This window comes from Kitasatospora sp. MAP12-44 (assembly GCF_029892095.1).
Taxonomy (GTDB): Bacteria; Actinomycetota; Actinomycetes; order Streptomycetales; family Streptomycetaceae; genus Kitasatospora.
Genome location: NZ_JARZAE010000004.1, coordinates 270,783 through 288,786, shown reverse-complemented (window position 1 = coordinate 288,786; position 18,004 = coordinate 270,783). Strand labels below are relative to the sequence as shown.

Annotated in this window: 13 protein-coding genes and 3 pseudogenes; 11 read left to right on the top strand and 5 right to left on the bottom strand. The window is 70.5% G+C overall.

The window, feature by feature from the left end; genetic code table 11:
* Nucleotides 1-96: 96 nt before the first annotated feature.
* Nucleotides 97-1,770, top strand: coding sequence for a UDP-N-acetylmuramoyl-L-alanyl-D-glutamate--2,6-diaminopimelate ligase (locus P3T34_RS02410; RefSeq protein ID WP_280671784.1), 1,674 nt, complete (start codon nt 97-99; stop codon nt 1,768-1,770).
* On the top strand, nt 1,767-3,410 hold the full coding sequence (murJ, locus tag P3T34_RS02405) for a murein biosynthesis integral membrane protein MurJ (RefSeq protein WP_280664279.1): 1,644 nt from the start codon (nt 1,767-1,769) through the stop codon (nt 3,408-3,410). Before P3T34_RS02410 ends, murJ begins: the two co-directional genes overlap by 4 nt.
* Here murJ and P3T34_RS02400 read toward each other — a convergent pair.
* Nucleotides 3,356-4,267: a glycosyltransferase family A protein gene (locus tag P3T34_RS02400; RefSeq protein ID WP_280664278.1), complete on the bottom strand. Its 912-nt coding sequence runs from the start codon at nt 4,265-4,267 to the stop codon at nt 3,356-3,358. The genes murJ and P3T34_RS02400 overlap by 55 nt on opposite strands.
* 219 nt (nt 4,268-4,486) lie before the next feature.
* On the opposite strand from P3T34_RS02400, the gene murF reads away from it, so the two are divergent.
* The 4 genes from murF to P3T34_RS02380 all read left to right on the top strand — a co-directional run bounded on the left by murF (nt 4,487) and on the right by P3T34_RS02380 (nt 10,726).
* Nucleotides 4,487-5,935, top strand: a complete 1,449-nt coding sequence (gene murF, locus P3T34_RS02395) for a UDP-N-acetylmuramoyl-tripeptide--D-alanyl-D-alanine ligase (protein WP_280664277.1) — start codon at nt 4,487-4,489, stop codon at nt 5,933-5,935.
* A gap of 66 nt (nt 5,936-6,001) precedes the next feature.
* Complete coding sequence (locus tag P3T34_RS02390; RefSeq protein ID WP_280664276.1) at nt 6,002-7,837, top strand: glycoside hydrolase family 15 protein; 1,836 nt, start codon at nt 6,002-6,004, stop codon at nt 7,835-7,837.
* 224 nt (nt 7,838-8,061) lie between these two features.
* Nucleotides 8,062-8,271 (top strand): hypothetical protein, encoded by a 210-nt coding sequence (locus P3T34_RS02385; protein WP_280664275.1) that lies wholly within the window; start codon nt 8,062-8,064, stop codon nt 8,269-8,271.
* Between the two features lie 34 nt (nt 8,272-8,305).
* The gene (locus tag P3T34_RS02380; RefSeq protein ID WP_280664274.1) at nt 8,306-10,726 is read left to right on the top strand and encodes a ricin-type beta-trefoil lectin domain protein; all 2,421 of its coding nucleotides are present in this window, start codon (nt 8,306-8,308) and stop codon (nt 10,724-10,726) included.
* Between the two features lie 12 nt (nt 10,727-10,738).
* Here the strand turns inward: P3T34_RS02380 and P3T34_RS02375 are convergent.
* Nucleotides 10,739-10,876, bottom strand: a pseudogene (locus P3T34_RS02375) (IS110 family transposase); the annotation flags it as partial.
* Nucleotides 10,877-11,181: 305 nt separating this feature from the next.
* Nucleotides 11,182-12,597, bottom strand: a complete 1,416-nt coding sequence (locus P3T34_RS02370; RefSeq protein WP_280664273.1) for an MFS transporter — start codon at nt 12,595-12,597, stop codon at nt 11,182-11,184.
* Between the two features lie 808 nt (nt 12,598-13,405).
* On the opposite strand from P3T34_RS02370, the gene P3T34_RS02365 reads away from it, so the two are divergent.
* Together P3T34_RS02365 and P3T34_RS02360 are read left to right on the top strand one after the other, a co-directional pair.
* Nucleotides 13,406-14,599: a SpoIIE family protein phosphatase gene (locus P3T34_RS02365; RefSeq protein ID WP_280671782.1), complete on the top strand. Its 1,194-nt coding sequence runs from the start codon at nt 13,406-13,408 to the stop codon at nt 14,597-14,599.
* 451 nt (nt 14,600-15,050) lie between these two features.
* Nucleotides 15,051-15,353 carry a hypothetical protein gene (locus P3T34_RS02360; RefSeq protein WP_280664272.1) on the top strand — a complete coding sequence of 101 codons (303 nt, stop codon included), beginning with the start codon at nt 15,051-15,053 and terminating at the stop codon, nt 15,351-15,353.
* A gap of 198 nt (nt 15,354-15,551) precedes the next feature.
* Here P3T34_RS02360 and P3T34_RS39830 read toward each other — a convergent pair.
* A pseudogene (locus tag P3T34_RS39830) lies at nt 15,552-15,801 on the bottom strand (hypothetical protein); the annotation flags it as partial.
* A gap of 538 nt (nt 15,802-16,339) precedes the next feature.
* On the opposite strand from P3T34_RS39830, the gene P3T34_RS02350 reads away from it, so the two are divergent.
* The 3 genes and pseudogenes from P3T34_RS02350 to P3T34_RS02340 all read left to right on the top strand — a co-directional run bounded on the left by P3T34_RS02350 (nt 16,340) and on the right by P3T34_RS02340 (nt 17,822).
* Nucleotides 16,340-16,777 (top strand): DUF1269 domain-containing protein, encoded by a 438-nt coding sequence (locus P3T34_RS02350; protein ID WP_280664271.1) that lies wholly within the window; start codon nt 16,340-16,342, stop codon nt 16,775-16,777.
* Between the two features lie 247 nt (nt 16,778-17,024).
* Nucleotides 17,025-17,123: pseudogene (locus tag P3T34_RS02345) on the top strand (IS5/IS1182 family transposase); the annotation flags it as partial.
* Nucleotides 17,124-17,153: 30 nt separating this feature from the next.
* Entirely contained in the window at nt 17,154-17,822 is a 669-nt protein-coding gene (locus P3T34_RS02340) for an AAA family ATPase (RefSeq protein WP_280664270.1), read from the top strand.
* Here P3T34_RS02340 and P3T34_RS02335 read toward each other — a convergent pair.
* On the bottom strand, nt 17,778-17,975 hold the full coding sequence (locus tag P3T34_RS02335) for a hypothetical protein (RefSeq protein WP_280664269.1): 198 nt from the start codon (nt 17,973-17,975) through the stop codon (nt 17,778-17,780). The two genes, P3T34_RS02340 and P3T34_RS02335, sit on opposite strands and share 45 nt — an antisense overlap.
* Nucleotides 17,976-18,004 lie beyond the last annotated feature (29 nt).

Here is an 18,004-nt window from a genome sequence, read left to right as displayed (position 1 = left end):
GGTCGGCGGCCGCGCCACCGGGCACCCGGTCGGGCAGCTGAGCGCGGAGCCTCCCGGGCGAGCCGGGGTGTCCCGCGGAGCGCGTTGGTGAACCCGATGGGAACGTGCGGGCCGGACCCGGGCGCCCGGCGGGCGGTGGGCGGCGACCCGCGCCGCGCCGTCCGGCTGTCGGAGCTGGTGGCCGCCTGGCCCGGTGCCGAGCACCGGGGCGGGGACGTCGGGGTGGTCGACTGCACGCACGACAGCCGGCAGGTCCGCCCGGGCTGGCTGTTCTGCGCCCTGTCAGGGGCTCACTTCGACGGCCACGACTACGCGCAGGCCGCCGTCCGGGCCGGTGCCCCCGCGCTGATGGTGCAGCGCTTCCTGGATCTGGACGTGCCGCAGCTGCGCGTGTCGAACGTGCGCTGGGCCATCGGTCCGGTGGCGGCGGCCGTGCACGGCCGTCCGGCCGACGGGCTGTCGATCGCCGGTCTGACCGGGACCAACGGCAAGACCACCGTGAGCTATCTGCTGCACTCCGCGCTGGTCGCGGCCGGCTGGCCCGCGGCCCGGCTGGGCACGGTGGAGACGCGGATAGGCCGCCACCGGTGGACGTCGCCGCTGACCACGCTGGAGGCGACCGACCTCCAACGGGTCTTCGCCCGGATGCGCAGCGAAGGGGTCCGCACGGTCGCGATGGAGGTGTCCTCCCACGCTCTCGACCAGCACCGCGTGGGCGGGATCGCCTTCGACGTCGGCGTCTTCACCAATCTGGAGGCCGAGCACCTCGACTACCACGGCACAATGGAGCAGTACTACTACGCCAAGTCGCTGCTGTTCACCCCCGAGCGCTGCCGGCAGGCGCTGGTGTGCGTCGACGATGACTGGGGTGTCCGGCTCGCGCATCAGAGCAGCGTTCCCACGACCACCTTCGGTCGCACCGACCGGGCGCAGTTCCGTATCACGGACGCGACCAGCGACCTGAGCGGTACCCGCATCCGCTTGGAGGGTGCGGACGGGTCCGTGGAGTTGTCGGCGCCCGTCGTGGGGACCTGCCACGCGACCAACGTCGCCGCCGCCTACCTGGCCGCGCGGGCGCTGGGAGTGTCGGCGCAGGCGGCGGCCATCGGGATCGCGAGCTGCGAACCCATTCCCGGGCGGTCCGAGCTGGTGGACGTGGGCCAGCCGTTTCTCGTGGTCGTCGACTACGCGCACACGCCCGGCGCGCTCACGGCCCAGATCTCCACGGCTCGCCGGCTGGTCGCGCGCGGGGGCCAGGTGCATCTGGTCGTCGGCTGCCGTGGTGGCCGGGACCGCTACAAGCGGCCCGATGCCGGACGGGCCGCGATGGCCGCCGACACCGTCATCCTGACCAGCGACAGCCCGGGTGACGAGGACCAGCAGGGGATCGTCTCCCAGATGCTCGCCGGCACGCTGGACCGCCCCGACCGGGAGGTGGTGGTGGAGCTCGACCGGGCCGCCGCGATCGACTCGGCCGTGGCGGCGGCACGGCCGGGCGACGTCGTCCTGATCCTCGGGCGGGGGCACGAGACGACGCAGTCCGTGGCCGGGCGCGCCGTCCCCTTCGACGACCGGGGCCATGCCCGCGCGGTCCTCACAGCCCGTGGCTGGGCCGACGGCGGCAGCAGGACCCCCAGGCGCAGAGGGACGGAACGCCTCCGGCTCGGGGTGGTGCACTGCCACCCGGCGCACGGCGCGCTCGCCAACGTCCCCAGCGGAGTCCTCGGCTTCGCCGAGGAGTGGCCCCCGGACGCGGCGCTGTCGCCGTGACCGGTGCCCGCGTCGCCCGGTGGCAGGGCGCTCTGCGGCCGGAGCTGACGATGGCGGTGGGCACCACGCTGTCCCGGCTGACCGGGCTGGGACGGGTCTTCGCCCTGTCGTACGCGCTCGGCATCAGCCCGCTGGCGGACGCCTACAACCTCGCCAACACCACGCCCAACATGGTCTACGACCTGGTCCTCGGCGGTGTGCTCTCCGCCACCCTCATCCCGGTTTTCGTCGCCCGACTGCAACGCAGGCAGGACCGGGCGCCGAACGACGACGACTGGGCGGGCGTGTCCGCCGTGGTGACCGCCTGCACGGTGGCCCTGATCCTCGCCGCGGCCCTGGTGGCGCTCTCGGCCGGGCCGCTGATGCACGGCTACACCCTGGTCACCCCGGCGCGGACCGCCGGCGCCGAGAGCCCCGTGGCGGTGCGGCTGCTGCGGCTGTTCGCTCCGCAGGTGCTGCTCTACGGTGTCGTCGCGCTGGGCACCGCCGTGCTGAACAGCCTGCGCCGGTTCGCGCTGGCGACCTTCGCCCCCATCGCCAACAACCTGGTGCTCATCGCGATCCTGCTCGCCCTGTCGGGGACCCTGCGGCACACCTCGACCGACCAGGCGCTCGCCGATCCGGCGCTGCTCACGGTGCTCGGTCTCGGCACCACCGCCGGTGTCGTCGCCCAAGCGCTGGTCGTGGCGGTCGGGGTGCACCGGTCGGGGGCGCGGCTGCGCTGGCGGTGGGAGCCGCGCCATCCGGCGGTCCGGCAGGTGGCGGGGCTGTCGGGATGGACCTTCGCCATGGTCGCCGCGAACCAGGCGACGCTCTTCGTGGTGCTGCTGCTCGCCAACAGCCGACCCGGCGGGGTGAGCGCCTACACCTACGCGTACACGTTCTTCCAGGTGCCGTTCGGCGTGGTGGCGGTGTCCATCACCGGTGCGCGCCAGCCCTCCTGGTCGGCGGACTGGGCCGCAGGGCGGGTCCGGGACCTGCGCACGGGGGTGGCCGCCGGACTGCGGCTGCTCATCCTCCTGATGGTGCCGATCGCCGCCGTGCTGGCCGCGCTGGCCGATCCGATCGTCCGCCTCCTGCTCGGGCACGGCGCGACCGGGGCGGCGGGGGCGGCCGTCACGGGTCAGGTGCTGGCCGTGCTCGCCCTGGGTCTGCCGGGGTTCTCGGCCTACCTCTACTTCGTCCGGGTCTTCCAGGCGATGCAGGATCTGCGCTCGGCCTTCGGGCTGTATGTGCTGAACAACGGGCTCACGGTGGTGCTGGCGACGCTCCTGTACCGTCCGGCGGGCGTCCAAGGGATCGCCGCCGCCGTCTCGCTCGGGTACACCGCCGCAGCCGTCGCCGCGGCCGCCGTCCTGCGCCGACGGCTGGGCGCGGCCACCGACGGGCCGCCGACGCTGCGGGCGCTGACCCGGGCGGTGGCGATCAGCCTGCCGACCGGTGTACTGGCCTGGCTCAAGGTGCGTTCGATGGCGCCGGTGACCGGGACGGGAGCCGCGCTGCCCCTGCTCGCGGGCCTGGCGGTCGCGGCAGCGGTGCTGCCCATCTGCCTCAACATGGCGGCGCTGGCGCCGGTCGCCCCGAATCAGCTCCGGCGCAGCCGGCGCAGCACCCGCCCACCGAGGAAGGGGGCGAGGTAGCGGACGGCTGCGGCGGGCACGTGCCGGGCCAGGCCCGCCACCCGTAGCTCGCGCAGGACGCCCCGCGTCCGTTCTGGCTGACCGGCCAGCAGGAACGCCAGGGCGAACCGCAGGTGGTGCCAGGCCACCACCTGGGCGAAGGCGGTCGCGCTCAGGGTGGTGCCCGAGCGTTCCCGGCTCAGCATCGCGAGCATCCTGCGGTACAGGCGCGGCAGGTCCTTGCTGTAGCCGGTGGGCTCGTCGCGGTAGACCACCAGCGGGACGTCGAGCTTGACGGCCGGGCCCGACTTGACGCACCGCAGCCACAGATCCCAGTCCTCGGCGCCGTCCAGCCCAGGATCGAACCCGCCGCACCGCGCCAGGACGTCGCTGCGCACCAGGACGGTGGAGGTCTGGAAGCGGTTGAGCACCAGGAGCTCCCGATAGCCCAGCAGTGTCTCCGGGGCATCGGCCCCGGCACCGACCGGGGGAGCGGCGCCCTCGCCGGGCTCGGCCCGCACCCAGTCGCCGGCGAGCAGGACGGTCGTCGGATGCCGCTCCCAGGCGGCCAGCTGCCGCGCCAGCTTGCCCGGCAGCCAGACGTCGTCCGCGTCGAGAAACGCCACCCAGGGCTGGGAGGCCGCCTGGATCCCGGTGTTCCGCGCCGCCGAGGGCCCCTGGTTCTGCTGCCTGAGCAGCAGGACGTCCGGGAAGGAGGCGGCCACCTCGGCCGTGCCGTCCCGCGAGCCGTCGTCGACGACGATCACCTGGGCCGGCCGGGGGACCTGCCGCAGTGCCGAGGCCACCGCCGCGCCCAGGGTGCGCTCCGCGTCGTAGGCGGCGATCACCACGCTCACGGGGGCCGAGTCGTCCGCCATCCCACTACCTCTTCCCATTGCCGCATTTCGCTGCTCTTCGCGGCATCGTCCCAGGCCCGGGGGGTGGGGCGTGGTCAGGTGAGGAGGGTGGCGGCCTTGGTGCACCCTCATGGCCTCATCCCGTGCGGCGGAGCGCGTCGCCCGGTCGTCCGGGCGCTAGCGTCTGGCCCGGACAAGCCCCGGCCGGGGCACACCACTTGCCGACGGATCGGAGCCGCCGTGGTCCCCATGACCCTGCAAGAGATCGCCGAGACCGTCGGGGGAGTGCTGCACGGCGTTCCCGATCCGGCCGCGGTGGTCGACCGGCCGGCGGTGGTCGACTCCAGGTTGGCCGAGCCCGGTTCGCTCTTCGTCGCGCTGCCCGGCGAGCACACCGACGGCCATCTCTTCGCGGCCGCCGCGGTCGGCGCCGGTGCGGTCGCGGTGCTTGCCTCGCGGCCGGTGGACGGACCGGCGATCGTCGTCCGGGACGTCCTGGAGGCGCTGGCCGCGCTCGCGCGGGCGGTGCTGGCGAGGCTGGCTGCAACGGCTTCACCGACTTCACCGACGGTGATCGCCCTGACCGGTTCGGCGGGGAAGACCAGCACCAAGGACCTGCTCGCCCAGGTGCTGCGGACCATGGACACCACGGTCGCCACGCCGCTGTCCTTCAACAACGACATCGGCCTGCCGCTGACCGTCCTGCACGCCGACGCCGGCACCCGGCACCTGCTGCTGGAGATGGGCGCCAGCCGGGCCGGACACATCGCACGGCTGACCGGCATTGCCCCGCCGACCATCGGTCTGGTGATCAATGTCGGCACGGCCCACCTCGGCGAGTTCGGCGGCAGCAAGGAGGCCATCGCCACCGCGAAGAGCGAACTGGTCCAGGCCCTCCCCGCGGACGGCCTGGCGGTCCTCAACGCCGATGATCCGTACGTCATGTCGATGGCCTCCAGGACCCTCGCCCCGGTGCTGACCTTCGGGCGTCGCGGCGGCGAGGTCCGGGCCACCGGCATCGCTCTGGACGAGGCCGGACGGCCGTCCTTCACGCTGGCCTGGCAGGGTTCGGCGGCGCGCGTGAGGCTCGGCATGTACGGGGAGCACCACGTGGCCAACGCCACCGCTGCCGCTGCCGTCGCGCTCGGGCTCGGCGCCGGACTCGACCACATTGCCGAAGTTCTCAGCTCTGCCCGGCAGTTGACGCCTGGTCGGATGGAGGTCGGCGAGCGCCCGGACGGCGTGACGGTCGTCAACGACGCCTTCAACGCCAACCCCGACTCGATGGCCGTGGCCCTGCGGGCCCTGGCGGCGATGGCCGGGGGCCGGCGGCGGGTGGTCGCGGTGCTGGGCGAGATGCGGGAACTGGGCGGGGAGTCGGAGTCGCACCACGCGGAACTGGGCAGGCGGGTGGCGGCGGCCGGTGTCACGGACCTGATCGCGGTCGGCGGGGCCGAGGCCCTGCTGGTGCACGACCAGGCGCGGGCCCTCGGCGTCACCAGCACGCTGGTGGCCGACCGGGACGCGGCTCTCGAACTCCTGCGGGACTACCTGAAGCCGGGGGACCTGGTACTGGTGAAGGGATCGCACAGCACCGGCCTGGAGGACACGGCCAGGCGCCTCACCAAAGCCGACGCCGCGGCCGACGAGCGCCTACGCGAGGCCGTCACCAGGGCGAACCCTGCCTGATGCGGCACTAGCATGAAAAGCGGAGGTTCTGCTCCAGGTCCGCGCCGCAACGGCAAGGAGGCCGGCATGGCGTTCGACACGACTGGTTTCGGGCAGGCAGACGACTGCCGCTACATACCGATCTCCGAACACGGCCTGATCGGCGATCTTCGAACGACCGCGCTGGTCGCCACGAACGGCACCATCGACTGGTACTGCTGCCCGCGCTTCGACTCGCCCAGCGTCTTCGGGTCGATCCTCGACGCCGACAAGGGCGGCTCGTTCGAGTTGGCCGCCGATGTGCCGACCCGCACCAGGCAGTTCTACTTCCCGGACACGAACGTCCTGATCACGCGGTTCTTCGCCGCGGACGGCGTGGCGGAGATCCAGGACTTCATGCCCGTGCTCGACGAGTCGCGTGAGGCGGCCCGGCACCGGCTGATCCGCCGGGTGGTCTGCGTCCGGGGAACCCTCCCGTTCCGGGCGCGCATCGCCCCGCGCTTCGGCTACGGCGCCGAAGCGCACACCGCGCACCTCGAAGGCCACACGGCGGTGTTCCGCTCCCCGTCACTGACGCTCGCGCTGACCGCCACCGCACCCGTGGAGAGCGACGGCCAGGACGTGTGGTCGCACTTCAAGCTCCTCGAGGGCGAGTCCAATGTGTTCGCCCTCGACAAGGTCGACGGCGACGTCCCACCCCGGTCGTGCCCGCGCGCCGAGGCGCAGGAGCAGGCCGACGAGACCGTCCGGTTCTGGCGCCACTGGCTGGCCAGCTCGCAGTACCACGGGCGCTGGCGGGAGATGGTGCACCGCTCCGCGCTGGTGCTGAAGCTGCTCACCTACGCGCCGACCGGAGCGATCGTCGCCGCACCCACCACCAGCCTGCCCGAGCAGCTCGGTGGCGAGCGCAACTGGGACTACCGCTACGTGTGGGTCCGCGACGCCGCCTTCTGCATGTACGCCATGCTGCGCCTGGGGTTCACCGCGGAGGCCGAGGCGTTCATGGGCTTCCTCTGCGAGCGCGGCATCATGAGCGGCGCCGGCGCGAGGGGGCCGCTGCAGATCATGTACGGCATCGACGGGCGCAGCGAGCTGCCCGAGTACGAGCTGCCCCACCTGGAGGGCCACCTCGGCTCCGCACCGGTCCGGGTCGGCAACGCCGCCACCGGCCAGCTCCAACTGGACATCTACGGAGCCCTGATCGACTCGATCTACCTCTACGACAAGTGGGGACAGCCGATCAGCAGCGCCCGCTGGGACGAGGTCGGCGCTATGGCGGACTGGCTCTGCGAGCACTGGGACCAGCCCGACGAGGGAATCTGGGAGACCCGCGCGGGCCGGCGGAACTTCGTCTACTCGCGGCTGATGTGCTGGGTGGCACTGGAGCGGGCCATCCGGATGGCCAACCGGCGCGGCCTGCCGGCCGACCTGCCCCGCTGGCGGCAGTCCCGTGACGCGATCTACCGGCAGATCATGGCCCGCGGCTGGTCGACCGAGCGCGGCGCCTTCGTCCAGTGCCTGGACGGCGACGTCCTGGACGCCTCGCTGCTGATGATGCCGATGGCCAAGTTCATCTCGCCCACCGACCCCAAGTGGCTCTCCACCCTGGACGCCCTCGGCACGGACCTGGTCTCCGACTCGCTGGTCTACCGATACGACCCCACCACCAGCCCGGACGGCCTGCACGGCCCCGAGGGAACCTTCTCGATCTGCTCCTTCTGGTACGTCGAGGCACTGGCCCGCGCGGGCCGGCTGGAGGAGGCCCGGCTCGCCTTCGAGAAGATGCTCACCTACGCCAACCACCTCGGTCTGTTCGCCGAGGAGATCGGCCCGACCGGCGAACAACTCGGCAACTTCCCGCAGGCATTCACGCACCTCTCGCTGATCAGCGCCGCCTTCAACCTCGACCGCGCTCTCGGCTGACCGCTGCCGACCCTGCGCCTCCCCGCCCGCCAGCCGACCTCCGTCTGCCTCACCCCGACCGGCAGCCTTCTGCTGATCACCACCGCCCGCCACGGCCTCGACCACCCGGCCGGCCCGGACAGATCCGTGTTCGGCACTCCGGTTGCCGCAGCTGCGTTGAGCGACGTCCCGATCAGTAAAATGTCAAATGGCAATAGCTGTTCTTTGTTCGAACGGATCCGAGGGTGGCGCTCGACCTCGGCAATTGTCCAGACATCAGCCCGCAGCTGCTGTGGCTGCCGGCGGGATCCCCCTCGGATTTCCGTCAACTTCTGTTACTGGAAGCCTCGGTGGGGGAGTGCCGGGCCATCGGGATGGTGGATGCGCGCCGGGGGCGAAATTTGTTCGAACTTGTTGACTCTTGCTTATTTGGCCTTCATATTAAGCAGGTCTGAACCCAATCCCCCACCCTTACCCCTGGAGTCCCCCATGGGTCGCAGCGCCATGCCCCCAAGATTCCGTACCGCCTTCGGCGCAGCCCTGCTCCTCCTCGGCTGCACCGCCCTCGGCACGCCGGCTGCCGCCGAATCCGCCGCGCCCGTCACCGCCGCGGCCACTCCTGCCCCTGCCACGGCTGTGGCACTCAGCGGTATCAAGCCCGGCCTGACCTTCGACGGTGTCGGGGCCATCTCCGGCGGCGGTGGCAACTCCCGTCTGCTGGTCGACTATCCGGAGCCGCAGCGCAGCCAGCTGCTCGACTACCTCTTCAAGCCCGGCTACGGCGCTTCGCTGCAGGTCCTGAAGCTGGAGATCGGCGGTGACACCAACTCGACCGACGGTGCCGAGCCGAGCATCGAGCACACCAAGGGCACCGTCGACTGCAACCAGGGCTACGAGTGGTGGCTTGCCGAGCAGGCCAAGGCCCGCAACCCGAACATCAAGTTCTACGGCCTGTCCTGGGGTGCGCCGGGCTGGATCGGCGGCGGCAACTTCTGGTCCCAGGACAGCATCGACTACCTGATGTCCTGGATGGGCTGCGCCGCGCAGCACCACCTGCCCGTCTCCTACCTGGGCGGCTGGAACGAACGCGGCTACGACAAGACCTGGTACGAGAACCTCAAGTCGGCGCTCACCACGCATGGTTACTCCGGAACCAAGGTGGTCGCCGCGGACAGCGACTGGTCGGTGGCGGACGACATGGCCACGGACCCGGCGTTCAAGAACGCCGTGGACATCGTCGGTGTCCACTACCCCTGCGGCTACCTCGGCGCCTTCACCTCCTGCCCGAGCACCGCGAACGCGCAGTCGCTCGGCAAGCCGCTGTGGGCCAGTGAGAACGGCTCCGAGGACGCCACTGCGGGCGCCCCGGCGGTGGCCCGCGCGATCAACCGCGACTACCTCGACGGCAGGATGACCTCGTTCATCAACTGGCCGGTCATCGCCGCGCTCTACCCCAACCTGTACTTCTCCACCGACGGCATGTCGATCGCCGACCAGCCCTGGTCCGGCAACTACGACATCGGCACGACCACCTGGGTCACCGCGCACACCACCCAGTTCGCCCAGCCCGGCTGGCGCTACATCGACTCGGCCAGCGGTTACCTCGGCGGCAACCGCGGCAACGGCAGCTATGTGACGCTCAAGTCGCCCACCGCCAAGGACTACAGCACGGTCATCGAGACGATGGACGCCACCACCGCGCAGACCGCGAACTTCACCGTCTCCGGTGGCCTGTCCACCGGCAAGGTCCACGTCTGGGCCACCAACCTCAACTCCACCGACCCCACCGCCTGGTTCGTCCACCAGCAGGACGTCACGCCCAGCGGCGGCACGTACACGCTCACCCTCCAGCCCGGCTACGTATACACCGTGACCACCACGACCGGTCAGGGCAAGGGCACCGCAACCCCGCCCGCCCCCGCCGCGCTCAAGCTGCCCTACGCGGACGGCTTCGAGACGCCGGCCACCACCACCTCGCCCAAGTACTTCACCGACATGAACGGCGCCTTCCAGACCGTCGCCTGCGGCGGCGGCCGCACCGGTACCTGCCTGCGCCAGATGACCCCGAGCACGCCGATCCGCTGGACCGACGAGCCCTACGACGCCCCGTACACCATCATGGGCGACGGCAGTTGGAGCAACTACACGGTCACTGCCGACACCATGTTCGAGCAGCCGGGCACCACCGAGCTGCTCGGACGGGTCAACCAGCAGGGCCGCAACAACAACGGCCTGAACGCCTACCACCTGCGCGTCAGCGACACCGGCGCCTGGTCCATCGACAAGAGCGACACCAGCTGGAACTTCACCACCCTCGCCAGTGGCACCACCAAGGCGCTGGGAACAGCCAGTTGGCACACCGTCAGCCTCACCATGCAGGGCAGCGCGCTGACCGCGACCGTCGACGGCACCACGGTGGGCAGCGCCACCGACACCAGCTTCACCAACGGCCAGGCCGGCCTCGGGGTGACCGGCTACCAGACCGAGCAGTTCGACAACTTCGCCCTCACTCCCGGCACGCCCAGCACCCAGACCGGCGCGGTCGCCTCCGCCCTGCCCGGCAAATGCCTGGACGACAACGGCGATTCCACCGTCAACGGCACCGCCGTGCAGCTCTGGGACTGCAACGGCGGCGCCTCGCAGGTGTGGACCTGGTCGAACGGCGCCCTGACCCACGACGGCAAGTGCCTCGACGCCACCGGTCAGGGCACCGTCAACGGGACGCTGATGGAGATCTGGGACTGCAACGGCGGCGCCAACCAGCAGTGGACGCCGCAGAACGACGGCACCCTGAAGGGCACCCAGTCCGGCCGCTGCCTGGACGATCCGGCCGCTTCCCTCACCAACGGCACCCGGCTGGAGCTCTGGGACTGCAACGGCGGCAGCAACCAGCGCTGGACGCTGCCCTAACCACGCCCTGCGGGCCGGGCGGGTTGCCTCGCCGGCGAGGTCATTGTCGAAGTCGACGATCGTCTCCAGTTCGGGGATGGTCTCGTCGGTGAGTTCGATGGCCCGTAGGGTGTGCGGCATGGTGGGGGCGGCGTCCGCGAGGATCGCGGATGTCGCCGCAGCGGAGGCGGGACTGTGGCTGTCCGTACCCTGGTGGTGTGCGTGCTGTCGGGCAGGGACTCTGCTCGTGGTGTTCCTCACCGACCTCAACCTGTTCGGCAGTCAGTGGGGGCTGGCACTCCTCTTCGTCGTCGCCGCCGCGGTTGCGGCGGCGCTCTGGGACCACCGCCGGCCCTGACACTCCGCAGAACAGACCGGGCTTCAGCCTTCCGTCCGCGGCCGGCCCTGGGTGCATGTCGAGCGGCTTCGGCGCGGCCGGCTGGCCGGCGGGCTGGCCGACGTCCGGGTGGCGGCGTCTACTGTTCGGGGCTGGGCCCGGCCGGCCGTTCGGAGGGTACAGGGGTGTGGGGCAGGAAGGCGGTGGCGGTGAGGCCGATGAGTCCGACTGCCGCCAGGGTGATCATGGCGGCGGCGTAGGCGTGGTTGGTGAGGCCGGCGACGAGGATGGTGCCGGCGATGGCGGTGCCGAGGGAGGACCCGAGGTTCGAGATGCTGCGGGACAGGCCGGAGATCTCACCTTGGCGTTCCTCGGTGAAGCTCGACTGGACGATGTTGACCGAGGGGGTGAGCATCACGCCGAGGCCCAGGCCGATCAGGAGCAGTCCGGGGGCGAAGGCCCAGGGACTGGGGGAGCCGGCGACGATGAGGATCAGGACGATGATCCCGGCGATCGTGGTGGCGAATCCCGTCAGGATGAGGGTGCGTTGGGCGTGCCGCTTCGCCAGGGGTTCGGCGGCAACGGAGGTGGTGAGGATGCCGAGGGTGGCGGCGGTGAAGATCACGCCGGTCTGGATCGCGTCGTATCCGCGCACGACCTGCAGGTAGGAGGCGACGGTGAAGGACACGCCCATCAGGAGCAGCCACTGGGTGTTCTGGGTGATGAGCCCGAGGTTGGAGATGCGGCTGCGGAAAAGGCTGGTGGACAGCAGTGGCTCCTTGCCGGCCCGTTCCCGGGCGCGGACCCACAGGAAGAAGCCCGCCAGGAACAGCGCGCCGAGGACGAGCAGGGCGAGCATCAGCCAGACGTTGTTGTCAGCGGCCAGGATGCCGGTGACGACGAGGACGAGCCCGACGGCGGACAGGACGGTGCCGACGGTGTCGAAGGGCCGGGTCGGGTCCGGCGGCAGGGGGTCCTCGATGCGTCGGCTGAGGGCGATGATCACGACGATGACCAGGGCCTGGAACACGAAGGCGGCCCGCCAGCTGAGTGCCGAGGTGATGAGTCCGCCGATCAGCGGGCCGGCCGCCGCTCCGATGCCGCCGAGCGCCATGATCGTGCCGAAGGCGCGGGCGCGTGAGGTCATGTCGGTGAAGAGCAGCGTGGTGAGGATGTAGACGGGTGGGATGAGCAGGGCGGTGCCGACGCCTTCGAGGATCGAGTTGCCGAGGATGAGGACGCCCAGGCCCGGGGCGGCGGCGCTGAGCAGTGCGCCGATGCCGTAGACGACGAGGCCGGTGAGCAGGCACCGCTTGCGGCCGTAGCGGTCGGTCAGTTTCCCGCCGGGGATCATCAGGGCGGCCATCACCAGCAGGAAGACGGTGATGGCGACCTGCACGCCCTGCACGGTGGTGTCGAGGTCCTCGCTGATGTCGTTGATCATCACGTTCATGTTGGAGCCGGCGAAGCTGCAGATGAACTGGGCGAGGGCGAGCGGGGCGATGACCCTCCGCAGGGCGGCGGGTGGGCGTGGGGCCGGGGTGGCGTCAGACATCCGCGCCCCCGAGCTCCGCGCGGTCGATCGCGGCATTTCGGAGGCTGCCGGTCATTCCGTGATCGGCTGCCGCGGGGTAGGCGCTCACAGGAAGGCTCCCTTGTTCGATCGCGTCCGCCCGCAGTGCCCGAGCGCCCCGTTTCCCGTCCCCGGGTGTGGTCGCACCCTTTCACCACGCTCCCGGCGGAGCAGGACCGACACGCGGGGCCGTCGCCCGCCCGGAGCGCAGGCCGAACCGGCACAGCCGGTGCCCGAGCCCAGTGACATCCGGGAGGCGAGCCGCCGACGGCCGCCGATGGCCTCCTAGCGGCCCACCGGCTCCCACCGGCTTCGTGGTGTACGCCTCGAACGACATCGGCAAGGAGCGTCACCTCGCGGTGATCCTCGCCGAGGCCGTCCCCCGTCAGGCACCGCAGGTGGAGGTTCTGGTGTCTGAGCAAGGCGACTGCACTACGGGTAGGCCTCTTGCGCGGACTGCTTCCGGACCAGTCCTTCCTTCCTGCCGGCGCCCGGGGCCTCGTTCATTCCCGCCCCGCCCCCTGACCCGTAGCTGGGCCTACGGTAGGAGAAACAAGCTGCTGCGTGAAGCCCCTGCGGGTGGTGGTGCGCGGACGACATGCCGACCTCAGCTGGGGCCGGCCGCCATCAGCACGAGCGGAGGGTGGACCCCATGGATCCGGAGGAAGGATCTGCGCGGGCGGGCGCCTCCGGCCTCGGCCACCGCTATGACGACGGTCTGGACCCGATCGTCGGGCACCTGCGGGACGCCGCACATGGTCAGGAGCGGTTCCAGGGTCTGCTGGACGCGATGATGGCAGTGGGCCGGGAGCTGGAGCTTCCGGTCGTCCTCCACCGCTTGATCACCACGGCCATGGGCTTGGTCGACGCCCGCTACGGCGCGCTAGGCGTGCTGAGCGAGGACGGCGGGCAACTGGAGGAGTTCATTCCCGTCGGGCTGAGCGAGCAAGAGCTGGCCGACCTGGCCGGGGTCGCGTTTCCGCACGGGCGCGGACTCCTGGGACACCTCATCGACTACCCCGAGCCGCTCCGCGTCCAGGACATCAGCTCCCACCCGCGCTCGGTGGGTTTCCCACCCGGCCACCCGCCGATGCGCACCCTGCTCGGAGTCGCTGTCACCTCCCGCAGACGCGTCTACGGCAACCTCTACCTGGCGGAGCGGCGCGATGGGCACCCGTTCGACGGGCCCGATCAGGACATCGTGCTGGCCCTTGCCGGAGCGGCCGGAGTGGCGATCGAGAACGCCCGCCTGTACCAGAAGGTCCGTGGCAGCTCAGAGCACTTCCAACGTCTCCTGCTGCCCCGCCTGCCTGACCTGGCGCCATTCTCGGTGTCCGCCATCTACCGCCCCGCCACGGCCCCGGATCAGGTCGGCGGTGACTGGTACGACGCCCTGCTCCTCCCCGACGGCACCTGCGCCTTGGTCATCGGCGACGTCGTCGGCCACGACCTGAACGCCGCCGCGACCATGGCCCAGACCCGCAACATGCTGCTCGCCCTGCTGTACGACCGGCGCAGCCCGCCCAGCGCTGTCCTCACCCAGCTTGACCGCACCCTCCAGGCGATCACCGACAGCCCGATCACCACCGTCTGTCTCACCCGCATCGAACCTGCGGACTCTGGCTGGACGCTTCGCTGGAGCACCGCCGGACACCCGCCACCGCTACTGATCGGGCCCGACGGCAGCGCCCGATACTTGAACGCCGACCCTGGCCTGCCGCTCGGCGTAGACGCTGACGTGCCCCGCCCCGACCACAAGCACCCCCTTCCTGGGAACGCCACGCTCGTGCTTTTCACCGATGGGCTGGTCGAGCACCCCGACCGCCCCCTGGACGCCGGCCTCACCACCCTCGCCCGGATCGCCGCCGACAACGCCGAGTTGCCCCTCGACGACCTGTCCCAGGTTCTGGCCGACGCACGCGTTGGCGACGGCCGTGACGACCTGGCACTTCTGGCCTTCCGCACCCCTCCCGGGATTGGGTGACTGCGCGGCCGTTCCGTCTGCTGGCCGCCTGCCGAGCCGAACAACCAAAGCGGCGAAGTGCCCGCCGACCAAGCCGGTCCGCCTGCCCGGGTGGGCCTCTGCTTTCGTCGGACGTTGCCAGCTCCGCAAGCACCCCGAGTTCGGATACCTCTTGCCACTGAAGATTGATCAACGTCATTTTCTGAGACTGAACCTTGACCGTGCAGGTCAGCGAACTGGCGCAGCAGCCCACAGCGACAGGACTTCCGCTGAAACGCCTGGTAGATGGTCGGTTCACCGCCCGTGGCGTCCAGATCGGCCCATCCGGAGCGAAGCCGCCGCCGCGGCGACCAGGCCGCGCCCCACGGCCATCCGCGTCGGCTCGGCGAGGCGACGCGCATAGCTCCCGCATCTGATGGACGCTGAAGGGAGGCAGCTGGCTTTCGTGCCGCTGAGCCAAGGAGGCCAAGCGATGAGGTTCGTTCAGATCATCGAGTTCAAGACCAGTCGCATTGACGAGTTCAATGCCCTGCTGGACCGCTGGGTCGAGAAGAACGCGGGCAACCGTGTTGCGTCACGGGCCCTGCAGGCCCGTGACCGTGACAAGGAGAACGTGTACCTGAACATCGTGGAGTTCCCGTCCTACGAGCAGGCGATGGACAACTCCAACCGCCCCGAGACGACGGAGTTCGCCGCGCAGCTCGCGGCGCTGTGCGACGGCCCCCCGGCGTTTCGCAACCTCGACCTGCTCAACGAACGGACCTTCCAGGACTGAGCCGACCGCGCCTTGCCCCGGCTGTCCTCGACCTGCGCGGTCAAGGTCAGCGGCAGAAAATGACGTTGATCAATCTTCAGTGGCAAACGGTCAAGGTTCAGTGTCAGAGGACACCGGCCTGGTGAGGACCTCGCCGCGCTCCGTTGCCAGCCCGAGCCCGCACAGCACGCCGATGCCGTCCGATCGCCAGGTGACTCGTCAGCAGCTACTGCGGGCGGGGGCCCGGCGATCTGAACAGATGCCGCCAGTCGCGCCCGGATCCCGTGCCCTCTTGTATCCACCGGCAGGTGCGCCTGATTCCTCACGGCGGTGTCCGTCCTCGGCCTCGGCTTCGGCCACGGCGATGGCGATGCCAAGGGCTTCGATGCAGAGCGGGGTCGATGTGGGCGAGGTAGGAGATCGCCGGGGCGTCCATGGGGGCCAGCGCGGCGATACGGGTGAGGATGAGCATCTCCGGGCGAGGCGGGCTGCTGGAGTCCGCATGCGTCGGGCGTCTGCGGTCCGACTCTGGGGACCTTCCTGGCCGGCCGCCCGGCAATCCGGGCATCCGGGCATCCGGGCATCCGGGCATCCGGGCGAACCGGCTCCCACCGTGACCGCCCCGAGTGAAACCCTTGGTATGTCGGGTTAGCCTGGATGGGCGGAATGGACCCGGGACGGCCGGCACCGACAGCCCGAGCAGAACCGGCACCGCGCCCGAAACGGCGGGCGTCCCAACGGGACTACAAGCCCCGGATCGTGGCCGAGTCTGACGCGGGCCACATGGGGAGATGAGAGCGAACGCGCGCCGGAGCGGCTGTCACACTCGCACGTCAGCGAGTAGCGGGCCGCGGGATGGAGACACGGTCACCAACCCTCCAGTCCAGCTGGCCGCTTGGGTGTCGTTGCGTGCTGCGCGGCGTACACGATCCCGTTGACCTGCGGCTGCGATCGTACTGGCCAAGAGCGCGGCCGGAACCAACCGTTCTGGCGGAAGGAGCAGACCCATGTCAACAACGGCGTGGCGGTTCAGTGGCACCGAAGGGGCCGATGACGCAGTTCTCAGGGTCAAGCAGCTGGGTGATCAGGAGCTCATCGATGTGCGTGATGTCGCCGTGATCCGCTGGCCGCAGTACGCGGCGGGGCCCCAGGTGCAGGAACACGTGACCGAGGAGGGCAGCAAGGCCTCCGCGTTCGCCAAGAGGCTGAGCAAGGCCGGCATCGACAGCTCGATGATCGAGTCTGTGAAGGGTGACATGACGCTGGGGACCTCGGCGCTCGTGCTCCTGAGCGCCGATGCCGTGGTCGACAGCGTCGCGAAGGCGTTCGAGGGGCACGCCATGGAGTTGATGCGCTCCGACCTCTCGGTGCAGCAGGAGGATCAGCTGAGGGCTGCCTTCAGCGGCTCGTCCGAGGCGGACCGGGGGCCGGCCGCCGGGTCATGATCCGGCTGCAAGCGATTTCCTCCGTTGGAAGGCTTCGATTCGCTGGCTGGTGAATGGCCGCGGTCACGCCGTGCCAGCCGTGGGCGGCCAGACCGGCTCGGCGGTGATCAGGCGAGATCAGCGAGGGACGCCTTGGGTGACGCCCCGGGCGGGGGGCGGGCCGCGCCGCTTCAGTGATCACGAAGGACTGCCGGACGGTCTTCGAGCACATCGTGCTCGCGCTGGTCCACGGCTCAGGCTACGAGCGCATCTCCACTCCGCCCTCGTCACGCTCCGCATGCTCATCCGCCGCTCGACGAGCCGCTACCGCTGGGACAGCCGCCCCACCACTCGACGTCTGAAGTGATCGATCTGCCGGTCGGTCTACGATCGCCGGATGGTGACCGTATTGGTGAACGGACTTCCAGGCGCGGGGAAGACTACCCTCGCTCAGGCTCTGGCACGGGAGTTGAAACTGCCGCTGTTCAGCAAGGACTCGGTCAAGGAGACCCTGGCTGACGCCCTCGGAATGGAACCCGCGGTCGGCACCACTGCGCGTGAGTGGAGCAACACCTTGGGCCGCGCCGCGGCGGAGACGCTGTGGACGCTGCTGACGTACGCGCCCAACGGTGCTGTGCTGGAGAGCCCGTGGCTGGGCCATGTGCGCCAGTTCGCGATTGCGGGACTCGCCCGGGCAGGCGTGGACGAGGTCCAGGAGGTCTGGTGCAACGTGCCGTTGCAGGTCGTGCGACACCGTTTCGCCGAACGGGCTGCGAGCAGGCACCCTGTGCACCTCGATGACCAGCCGGATTCCGACGAGCGGTGGGAGTTGTGGAGCCGGACGGCCGAACCACTGGGCCTTGGGCCAGTGCATCACGTCGACACGACCCGTCCGGTGGACATCCCGCTGCTCGCGAAGCAAATCCGGGAGACAAGCGGCGAAGGGCACGAGGTTTCCGCGCACCACACGCTGGAGCGGCTCACCCGCCAGGGGTGGGGCGGGTCCGTCAGCCGGGGTGCGTCAGTCGGGCAGCTGCTGCAGCTCGATCACCAGGAGGCCCAATGACTGGAAGCGGCCGAGCAGTCCCAGCAGGTGGGCCTCGTCGGTCACTGGTCCGAAGAACAGCGTCTGCTCGGGTACGGGGGCGCGGGCGAGTTCGGGGAAGGCTTCGGCGAGCGCCTCCGAGACGGCGCCGGCGATGCGGAATTCATAACGCATGCGAGCACTTCCCTCGAAGTCGAGTGCGG

What these genes read in the sequence shown, in the direction of transcription:
- P3T34_RS02410 (WP_280671784.1), top strand. Translation starts at nt 97, where the DNA reads ATGGGAACGTGCGGGCCGGACCCGGGCGCCCGGCGGGCGGTGGGCGGC.
- P3T34_RS02400 (WP_280664278.1), bottom strand. Translation starts at nt 4,267, where the DNA reads ATGGCGGACGACTCGGCCCCCGTGAGCGTGGTGATCGCCGCCTACGAC.
- P3T34_RS02390 (WP_280664276.1), top strand. Translation starts at nt 6,002, where the DNA reads ATGGCGTTCGACACGACTGGTTTCGGGCAGGCAGACGACTGCCGCTAC.
- P3T34_RS02380 (WP_280664274.1), top strand. Translation starts at nt 8,306, where the DNA reads ATGGGTCGCAGCGCCATGCCCCCAAGATTCCGTACCGCCTTCGGCGCA.
- P3T34_RS02370 (WP_280664273.1), bottom strand. Translation starts at nt 12,597, where the DNA reads ATGTCTGACGCCACCCCGGCCCCACGCCCACCCGCCGCCCTGCGGAGG.
- P3T34_RS02365 (WP_280671782.1), top strand. Translation starts at nt 13,406, where the DNA reads ATGATGGCAGTGGGCCGGGAGCTGGAGCTTCCGGTCGTCCTCCACCGC.
- P3T34_RS02360 (WP_280664272.1), top strand. Translation starts at nt 15,051, where the DNA reads ATGAGGTTCGTTCAGATCATCGAGTTCAAGACCAGTCGCATTGACGAG.
- P3T34_RS02350 (WP_280664271.1), top strand. Translation starts at nt 16,340, where the DNA reads ATGTCAACAACGGCGTGGCGGTTCAGTGGCACCGAAGGGGCCGATGAC.
- P3T34_RS02340 (WP_280664270.1), top strand. Translation starts at nt 17,154, where the DNA reads ATGGTGACCGTATTGGTGAACGGACTTCCAGGCGCGGGGAAGACTACC.
- P3T34_RS02335 (WP_280664269.1), bottom strand. Translation starts at nt 17,975, where the DNA reads ATGCGTTATGAATTCCGCATCGCCGGCGCCGTCTCGGAGGCGCTCGCC.